This is a genomic window from Streptomyces sp. NPDC047014 (assembly GCF_040644195.1).
Lineage (GTDB): Bacteria > Actinomycetota > Actinomycetes > Streptomycetales > Streptomycetaceae > Streptomyces.
Map to the genome: position 1 here is coordinate 1 of NZ_JBEYVX010000156.1, position 7,360 is coordinate 7,360.

9 protein-coding genes are annotated in these 7,360 nt (G+C 71.3%); 4 read left to right on the forward strand and 5 right to left on the reverse strand.

Going from position 1 to position 7,360, the window contains the following annotated elements:
* Positions 1-68: 68 nt before the first annotated feature.
* Both ABZ873_RS33510 and mca read right to left on the reverse strand, forming a co-directional pair.
* Positions 69-305 (reverse strand): hypothetical protein, encoded by a 237-nt coding sequence (locus tag ABZ873_RS33510; protein WP_360880425.1) that lies wholly within the window; start codon positions 303-305, stop codon positions 69-71.
* Positions 306-307: 2 nt separating this feature from the next.
* On the reverse strand, positions 308-1,189 hold the full coding sequence (mca, locus tag ABZ873_RS33515) for a mycothiol conjugate amidase Mca (protein ID WP_360880428.1): 882 nt from the start codon (positions 1,187-1,189) through the stop codon (positions 308-310).
* Positions 1,190-1,296: 107 nt separating this feature from the next.
* Here mca and ABZ873_RS33520 point away from each other — a divergent pair, with 107 nt between their 5' ends.
* Both ABZ873_RS33520 and greA read left to right on the forward strand, forming a co-directional pair.
* The gene (locus tag ABZ873_RS33520; RefSeq protein WP_360880430.1) at positions 1,297-1,710 is read left to right on the forward strand and encodes a DUF4307 domain-containing protein; all 414 of its coding nucleotides are present in this window, start codon (positions 1,297-1,299) and stop codon (positions 1,708-1,710) included.
* A 170-nt stretch (positions 1,711-1,880) separates the two neighbouring features.
* Positions 1,881-2,378 (forward strand): transcription elongation factor GreA, encoded by a 498-nt coding sequence (greA, locus tag ABZ873_RS33525; protein WP_360880433.1) that lies wholly within the window; start codon positions 1,881-1,883, stop codon positions 2,376-2,378.
* Between the two features lie 71 nt (positions 2,379-2,449).
* On the opposite strand, the gene ABZ873_RS33530 is transcribed toward greA, so the two are convergent.
* The 3 genes from ABZ873_RS33530 to ilvA all read right to left on the reverse strand — a co-directional run bounded on the left by ABZ873_RS33530 (position 2,450) and on the right by ilvA (position 5,680).
* Positions 2,450-3,307 carry an ABC transporter permease gene (locus tag ABZ873_RS33530; protein ID WP_360880436.1) on the reverse strand — a complete coding sequence of 286 codons (858 nt, stop codon included), beginning with the start codon at positions 3,305-3,307 and terminating at the stop codon, positions 2,450-2,452.
* A complete protein-coding gene (locus ABZ873_RS33535; RefSeq protein ID WP_360880439.1) occupies positions 3,304-4,338 on the reverse strand; it encodes an ATP-binding cassette domain-containing protein in 1,035 nt (344 codons plus the stop codon). Before ABZ873_RS33535 ends, ABZ873_RS33530 begins: the two co-directional genes overlap by 4 nt.
* Positions 4,339-4,447: 109 nt before the next feature.
* On the reverse strand, positions 4,448-5,680 hold the full coding sequence (gene ilvA / locus ABZ873_RS33540) for a threonine ammonia-lyase (RefSeq protein WP_360880442.1): 1,233 nt from the start codon (positions 5,678-5,680) through the stop codon (positions 4,448-4,450).
* 183 nt (positions 5,681-5,863) lie between these two features.
* On the opposite strand from ilvA, the gene ABZ873_RS33545 reads away from it, so the two are divergent.
* On the forward strand, positions 5,864-6,385 hold the full coding sequence (locus ABZ873_RS33545; protein ID WP_360880448.1) for a MarR family transcriptional regulator: 522 nt from the start codon (positions 5,864-5,866) through the stop codon (positions 6,383-6,385).
* Positions 6,386-6,442: 57 nt separating this feature from the next.
* Positions 6,443-6,868 carry a sigma factor-like helix-turn-helix DNA-binding protein gene (locus tag ABZ873_RS33550; protein WP_360880445.1) on the forward strand — a complete coding sequence of 142 codons (426 nt, stop codon included), beginning with the start codon at positions 6,443-6,445 and terminating at the stop codon, positions 6,866-6,868.
* Positions 6,869-7,360: the final 492 nt, after the last annotated feature.

Sequence of the window (7,360 nt, forward strand, 5' to 3'; positions counted from 1 at the left end):
GGGCCCCCGCGGGCGTGCCGGGACCCCGCTCCGCCAGCCGGCGGGGCGGGGTTCCGCGCGAGGCGGGACTACGGCGCCCGGTCCGCCTGCGGCGACGGGGACGGGGCCGGAGCCGCCGGCTCCGGGGACTCCTGGAAGTTCACCCGGCCCATGTGGCGGTTCATCGACTTCATCAGGGCCCACACGCCGATGGCCAGGGCCGCGAACACGATGAAGCCCAGGACGCCGGGCGTCACCTTGTTCTTGTCGAAGGTGTCACCCGCCAGCGGGAGGAGCTGGGTCAGTGCTGCCTGCGTAGCGCTCATAGCTACGCATTCTCCCGGATGCCCGCGAAGAGGTCGGACTCGGGGAGGGAGGTGTCGACGAGCGACTTGGCGAGCTCGTACTCCTCCGTCGGCCAGACCTCCCTCTGGAGGTCCATCGGGACGCGGAACCAGCCGCCGTCCGGGTCGATCTGCGTGGCGTGCGCGATGAGGGCCTTGTCACGGATCTCGAAGAAGTCCGCGCACGGGATGTGCGTGGTCAGCGTCCGCTCCTTGCGCTCGAACTCCTTCCACCGCTCCAGCCACTCGCCGTACGGGGACTCCAGCCCGCGCGCGAGCATCGCCTCGTGCAGGGCGATGGTGCGCGGCTTGTTGAAGCCCTGGTTGTAGTACAGCTTGCGCGGCTGGTAGGCGGGGCCGAACTCCGCCTCGGGGTACTTCTCCGTGTCGGCCGCGCCGTCGAAGGCCACCATCGTGATCTTGTGGGTCATGATGTGGTCGGGGTGCGGGTAGCCGCCGTTCTCGTCGTAGGTGGTGATCACCTGCGGCTTGAAGGCGCGGATCTTCTTCACCAGCTCGCCGGCCGCCTCCTCCACGTCCACGAGGGCGAAGCACCCCTCGGGCAGCGGCGGCAGCGGGTCGCCCTCCGGGAGCCCGGAGTCGACGTAGCCCAGCCACTCCTGCTCGACGCCGAGGATCTCGCGCGCCTCGTCCATCTCCCTGGCGCGGACCTCGTGGATGTTCTCCTCGATGTACTTGTCGCCCTGGAGCTTGGGGTTCAGCACCGAGCCCCGCTCACCGCCGGTGCAGGTGACCACCAGCACCGGGATCCCCTCGGACACGTACTTGGCCATCGTGGCCGCGCCCTTGCTCGACTCGTCGTCGGGGTGGGCGTGGACGGCCATCAGTCGAAGCTGCTCGGTCAAAACAGGATCCTCTGCGAATCGGCGCGACACTCGGCTTCTATAGTGACCGAACTGGGGGACGGAAAATTCCACGGGTCGCCCGCCCTCCCCAGCGAGAGGAAAAGATCATGAGCGCGGTACGCGAAGGACTGCCCGAGGGCCGGTACGGCCGGTCGGCGGACGAGCGTACGGACCGGAAGCTCAAGATCATCGGATCCGTGCTGGGTGCGGGCCTGCTGGGGCTCATCGGCTGGATCGGCTGGGACTATGTCGCGGGCCAGAGCGTGAGCGCCGAAGTGATCAAGTACCAGGTGGTCTCGGACACCGAGGTCAAGGTGCATCTGGAGGTCCGCAAGGACGCCTCCGCCACCGGTGTGTGCACGATGAGCTCGCAGAACGAGGAACACGCCGAGGTGGGCCGCGCGGACTTCACCTTCGCGCAGTCGGAGTCGCGGGTGGACGAGGTGGTGTCCCTGCGGACGACCGGCCGTGCCACCATGATCGAGCTGGTGGGATGCCAGCCGGCGGCCTCGTCCCGCTGAATCCGGCCGCGTCACGCCGTCTCCGGGTGAGGCCCCGCCGAGGAGTGGAACCGCGCCCGACGGGGCATTGAGCCCGTGGGGTCCTCCCCCTTTTCTTCCCGAATTGTTAGGCTCGTGGTTTCGCCCGCCGCAGGCAGGCATGTAGTCCCATGTACCGACGAGGAGCACCCGTGACCCAGACGAGCGAAAGCGTCACCTGGCTGACCCAGGCGGCGTACGACCAGCTGAAGGCGGAGCTGGACTACCTCTCTGGTCCCGCCCGCACGGAGATCGCCACGAAGATCGCCGCCGCCCGCGAAGAGGGCGACCTGCGCGAGAACGGTGGCTACCACGCGGCCAAGGAGGAGCAGGGCAAGCAGGAGCTCCGGGTGCGCCAGCTCACGCAGCTCCTGGAGAACGCCAAGGTCGGCACCGCGCCCGCGTCCGACGGCGTGGTGGCCCCCGGCACCCTGATCACCATCGCCTTCGACGGCGACGAGGACGACACGATGGAGTTCCTGCTGGCGTCCCGCGAGTACGCCTCGTCGGACTTCGAGACGTACTCCCCGCAGTCCCCGCTGGGCGCCGGTGTGCTCGGCAAGGCGATCGGCGAGAACGCCGAGTACGAGCTGCCGAACGGCAAGACCGCCTCGGTGAAGATCCTGGACGTCAAGCCCTTCACCGGCTGACCCTCCCCCACCACGCCCCCAATGCCCGGCCGGATCCCTCCGGCCGGGCATCGCCGCGTACGGGGCGTGGGCTACGCCGTCGCCGAGCGGTACTTGCGCACCGACAGGGTCCGGAAGACGAAGATGATCAGGACCGACCAGATCAGGGATGCCCAGATCGGGTGTTGCATCGGCCAGGCGTCCGGGACCGGGTAGCCCGGGGGGAGGTTGCCGAAGAGTTCGCGGCATGCCTGGACGGTGGCGCTGAACGGGTTCCACTCGGCGATGGTCCGCAGGAACGTCGGCATGTTCTCGGAGGGGACGAAGGCGTTCGAGATGAACGTCAGCGGGAAGAGCCAGATCAGCCCGCCCGAGGTGGCCGCCTCCGGGGTGCGTACCGACAGGCCGATGAGGGCGCCGATCCAGGAGAAGGCGTAGCCGAGGAGGAGCAGCAGCCCGAAGCCGGCCAGGACCTCACCGAGGCTCGTGTGGGTGCGCCAGCCGACGAGCAGGGCCACGATCGCGAGCACGATGACGGTGAGCGTGGTCTGGACGAGGTCGGCGAGGGTGCGCCCGGTCAGTACCGCGCCGCGGGCCATGGGCAGCGAGCGGAAGCGGTCGATCAGACCCTTGTGCATGTCGTCCGCGATGCCCGCGCCGGAGCCCGCCGTGGCGAAGGTGACGGTCTGGGCGAAGATGCCGGCCATCAGGAACTCGCGGTAGGCGGCGGGCGAGGTGCTGCCGCCGACGCTGATGGAGCCGCCGAAGACATAGCTGAACAGGACGACGAACATCACCGGCTGGATGACCCCGAAGATGATCACTTCGGGAATCCGGGACATACGGATCAGATTGCGCTTGGCGATCACGAGGGAGTCGGTGACGCTCTGGACCACGCCGCCGCGCGGTCTCGGCGCCGCCAGGTCCTGGGTGGGGGTCGTGAGGGTCACTTCGCCGCCTCCTTCCGGGCCGGGCCTCGGCCTTTGGACCCGCCTGCCGCGCCGCCCGCCGCACCGGCCTCGCCGTTCTCCTCGGCCGCCAGGTCCGCCGCGTGCCCGGTCAGGGAGATGAACACGTCGTCCAGGGTCGGGCGGCGCAGCCCGATGTCGTCGATCTCGATGCCCCGGCCGTCCAGTTCGCGGATGACCTCGGCGAGCAGCTTGGCCCCGCCCGCCACCGGCACGGTCAGCTTGCGGGTGTGCTCCTCGACGGTGGTCTCGCCCTTGCCGAAGCCCGCCAGCACCGCGCGGGCGGAGGCGATGTGCTCGCGCTCGTGCACGACGACCTCCACGCGCTCCCCGCCCGTCCGGGCCTTGAGCTCGTCGGAGGTGCCCCGGGCGATGACCTTCCCCTGGTCGACCACGCAGATGTCGTGCGCGAGGTGGTCGGCCTCCTCCAGGTACTGGGTGGTCAGCAGCAGGGTGGTGCCGCCCGCGACGAGTTCCTGGATGATCCCCCACAGCTGCTGGCGGTTGCGGGGGTCGAGGCCCGTGGTCGGCTCGTCCATGAACATCACGGGCGGGCTGACGACGAGGGCGGCCGCGAGGTCGAGCCGCCTGCGCATCCCGCCCGAGTACGTCTTGGCCGTGCGGTCGGCGGCGTCGGAGAGGTTGAAGCGCTCCAGCAGCTCGGCGGCGCGGGCCTTCGCCGCCCTGGCCCTCATCTGGTAGAGGCGGCCGACCATCTGGAGGTTCTCACGGCCGGTCAGATACTCGTCCACGGCGGCGAACTGGCCCGACAGACCTATCGCGCGGCGGACTTCGTTGGGGTGCTTGAGGACGTCGATCCCGGCGACGACCGCCTTGCCGCTGTCGGGTCTCAGGAGGGTGGTCAGGACGCGCACGGCCGTGGTCTTGCCCGCTCCGTTGGGGCCGAGCAGACCGAGGACGGTGCCTTCGGGGACATCGAGGTCCACGCCGTCCAGTGCCCGTACGTCGCCGAAGGTCTTCACCAGACCTTCGGCATAGATAGCGCCTGGCATGTGGATTCTCCCAGGGTGAAGAGAGCCGGTGAATCAAGCTGTTCAGGGCATTTCTACGCAAATCCTAGGGGCGCCGGGCAGGCTCCGCCCGGCCGGACGGGGACACCGCCTAGCTCATCACCTTGTATCCCGCGCCGTGCAGCGATCGCGCGACTTCCGCGCAGTGCTCCGGGCCCTTCGTCTCCAGTTGCAGCTCCACCTCCACCTCCGTGAGCCCCAGACGCGGATCGGTGCGGACATGGCTCACGTCCAACACGTTCGCATCCACCACTGACAACACCCCCAGCAGCCCGGCCAGGGCGCCCGGCCGGTCGGCCACGCGCAGCCGCAGCGACAGGTAGCGCCCGGCGGCCGCCATGCCGTGGCGCAGGATCCGCTGGAGCAGCAGCGGGTCGACATTGCCGCCGGACAGCACGGCCACCACCGGGCCGGCCCCGTACCGCTCGGGCTCGCTCAGCAGCGCCGCGACCGTACTGCACCCCGCCGGTTCGACGACCAGCTTGGCCCGCTCCAGGCAGAGCAGCAGCGCGCTGGAGAGGGCGTCCTCGGACACGGTGCGGACATCGTCGACAAGATCAGCGATGATCTTGAAGGGGACATCGCCGGGGCGGCCCACCTTGATGCCGTCGGCCATGGTGGCGGGCTCGTCGACCGACACCGGATGCCCGGCCAGCAGCGAGGGCGGGTACGCGGCGGCGCCCGCCGCCTGGACGCCGACGATCCGCACATCGGGGCGGAGCGCCTTCACGGCCACGGCGATCCCGGCGGCCAGTCCGCCGCCGCCCATGCCGACGAGGATCGTACGGACCTCCGGGCACTGCTCCAGGATCTCCAGGCCCACCGTGCCCTGGCCCGCGACGATGTCGTGGTGGTCGAAGGGGTGGATGAACACCGCGCCGGTGCGGTCCGCGTACTCCTCGGCCGCGGCCAGGGTCTCGTCCACGACCTGGCCGTGCAGCCGCACCTCGGCGCCGTACTCCTGGGTGGCGGCGACCTTCGGCAGCGGGGCGCCCACCGGCATGAAGACGGTGGAGCGCACACCCAGCAGGGAGGAGGCGAGGGCCACGCCCTGCGCGTGGTTGCCGGCGCTGGCCGCCACCACACCGGCGGCGCGCTGCTCGGGGCGCAGGCCCGCGATGCGCACGTACGCGCCGCGCAGTTTGAAGGAGCCGGTCCGCTGGAGGTTCTCGCACTTGAAGTGGACCGGGGCGCCGGTGAGGGCGGACAGGTGCCGGCTGCCTTCCATGGGCGTGACCCGGGCGACGCCCGCCAGCATCTTCTGGGCCCCCCGGACGTCGTCGAGGATGACGGGCGGGACGGGCACGGGCACGCGGTAGTTCATGCGGCCAGTCTCGCAGCCCGGCCCAGGGGCGGGATCCCGCCATCCGGGATCCCTGTGCCGGGGCCGCGGCACGGGCCCGCGGATGGGCCGTACGAGTTCTCGTACGCGGCGTACGAGCCGAGGCGGGGCCGCGTACGCTGTCCCCCAATCCCTGTCGGACCCACGCGAAGAGAGCCCATGGCCATGCCTTCCTCCCCGGCCAGTTCCGACCTGCCCACGGCGGCCGAAGCGCCCGCCGGAGCCGGCCTCCTCGACGCGCTCCAGCACCAGGTGGCGGTGTTCGCCCGCCGCGCCGAGCAGACCCGCCTGGGCGGTGTGGGCCAGGCCCGCAACTCGATGGACCGCGCCGCCTACCTGCTGCTGAACCGGCTGGACCTGGAAGGACCGATGGGGGTCAAGGCGCTGGCGGGCGGCATGGGGATCGACTCCTCGACCGTGACCCGGCAGGTCGCGCCCCTGGTCGACAGCGGTCTGGTGAAGCGGACCTCGCACCCGGAGGACGGGCGGGCCGTGGTCCTCGCGCTCTCGCCGCGGGGGCTGGCACGGCTGGAGGAGGTGCGGTCGTCGCGGCGCGAGCTGATGGCCCGGGTGACGGACGGCTGGAGCGAGGACGAGCGGGAGTCCTTCACCGGGCTGCTGACCCGCTTCAACCTCTCGCTGTCGGAGCTGATGGCGTCGGTGGCCGAAGCCGGTCCGGCCTCCTGAGCGGAGTCCGTCCGTCCTATTGACCTGGGCGGCCGGGCTGCCCGCACTATGTGGACTATGCGGGTGGCTGATCAACAGGCGGGAGCCTACGCGGAGTTCGAGTCCTTCGTCGCCGGAGCGGCGGGGCGGCTGCTGCACGTCGCGGTCCTGCTGACCGGTGAGCCGGAGGCGGCCCGGCGGCTGCTCGCGGGCGCGCTGGCCCGCACGTACGCGCACTGGCGGCGCCTGCGCCGCGACGACCCGTACGACTACACCCGCCGGGAGCTGTGCGCGGCCTTCGCCCGCACGGGGTGGCGCCACCACGGCGGTACGGGGGTGCTGGCGCGGCTGAATCCGGCGGAACGGCTCGTGCTGGTGCTGAGGCTGTACGAGGGCGTGGCGGAGGAGGTCGCGGCGGCGCAGCTCGGGATGCCGGTGGAGCGGGTGCGGGTGCTGTGCAACCGGGCCGTGTCGGTGCTGCGGGCCGTGGGGGCGGGGGCGTGAGCGGGGTTCCTGACCGGAAGGAGGCGCAGGTCAGGCAGCTGATGGAGGGGCCGTACCCGGTGGTTCCGGCGGGGCTGGCCGCGGGGGCCGCGGAACGGGGCGCCCGCCTGCTGCGGCGCCGCCGCGCCTGGCGCCGCCTGGGCTGGACCCTTTTGGCCGCGGCGGCCACGGCTTTCACCATCTGGGCCACCCTGACCCACCCCTGGACGGGCCCCCCAACGGGCATCTCCCCACCCTTGCAAGGCTGGTAACCAACCGCCTCCGGCTGCGCACCTCCAGCCTCGCCGTCGCCCCATCCCTGCGGGGTCCGGATCCGCCGACACATCCAGCCTGTGGCACGAACCCAGCGTCGCCCGGCCAATCCAGCCTCGCCGGCGTTTGAGGCGCGGGTCCGGGCAGAGCCCGGTGCCCGGCACCTCCAGCCTCGCCGGCGTTTGAGGCGCGGGTCCGGGCGGAGCCCGGTGCCCGGCGGAGCCGGGATCCTGGGGCGCC